This window comes from Alcanivorax sp. HI0044, assembly GCF_001634945.1.
Window position 1 is genome coordinate 1 of sequence record NZ_LWEZ01001053.1, and the last position, 704, is coordinate 704.

The window sequence follows — 704 nt, forward strand, 5'->3', positions numbered from 1 at the left end:
GCCGGCTTCGCTGCTGATAAAGCGCACCGGGGTCTCACGGATCTCCCAATCCATGCCCGCTTCGCGCATCCAGACTTCCAGCGGCTGTTGGCTGGCCAGCTGGTTGCCCAGCCCGTGCCAGGGGGTACGGCCTACATAGGCCATGTTTTCGACAAGATGTGCCATGGTGAATCTCCTGTTAAAGAGGGAATGCCCAAAGGGCAGGGTTAGAGCCAGCCGCGCTCGGCGAGGCTCACGTAGCTGGAACGGGACACCACAAAGTGGTCCAACACCCGCACATCGATCAGTGCGAGGGCGTCCTTGAGGCGTTTGGTGATTTGCCGGTCGGCAGTGGAGGGCTCACTGCAACCGGAAGGGTGGTTATGGGCGAAGATGATGGCTGCGGCATTGCAGTCCAGAGCGCGTTGCACTACCACGCGGGGGTAAACAGCGGAGCTATCAATGGTGCCGTTGAACAAGGTCTCGAAACTGAGCACCTTGTGCTTGTTGTTGAGGAAGATGGCCGAGAAGACTTCGTTTTTCTCCTGTGCCAGAGCCAGTTGCAGGAACTGGGCGACATCGGTAGGCGCGGTCAGGGCCTCCCGGTCGGTAAGCTCATCCAGCAGGATGGTGGCCGCCGTACTGACGATCTCCTCGGGTTTAACGCAGCCCTGTACGTGGTACAGGCCCTGCTCGTTCTTTACGAAAGTGGGAATATCCATTCA

General features: G+C 59.1%; 2 protein-coding genes. One reads left to right on the forward strand and one right to left on the reverse strand.

Annotation, left to right across the window (positions count from 1 at the left end; genetic code table 11):
- Window positions 1-206: 206 nt before the first annotated feature.
- Window positions 207-575: a DNA repair protein RadC gene (gene radC, locus A3730_RS12245; RefSeq protein WP_369819072.1), complete on the reverse strand. Its 369-nt coding sequence runs from the start codon at window positions 573-575 to the stop codon at window positions 207-209.
- Here radC and A3730_RS33055 point away from each other — a divergent pair.
- Window positions 480-704 (forward strand): hypothetical protein (locus A3730_RS33055; RefSeq protein ID WP_369819073.1); only part of this gene is annotated, 225 nt, incomplete at its 3' end. The two genes, radC and A3730_RS33055, sit on opposite strands and share 96 nt — an antisense overlap.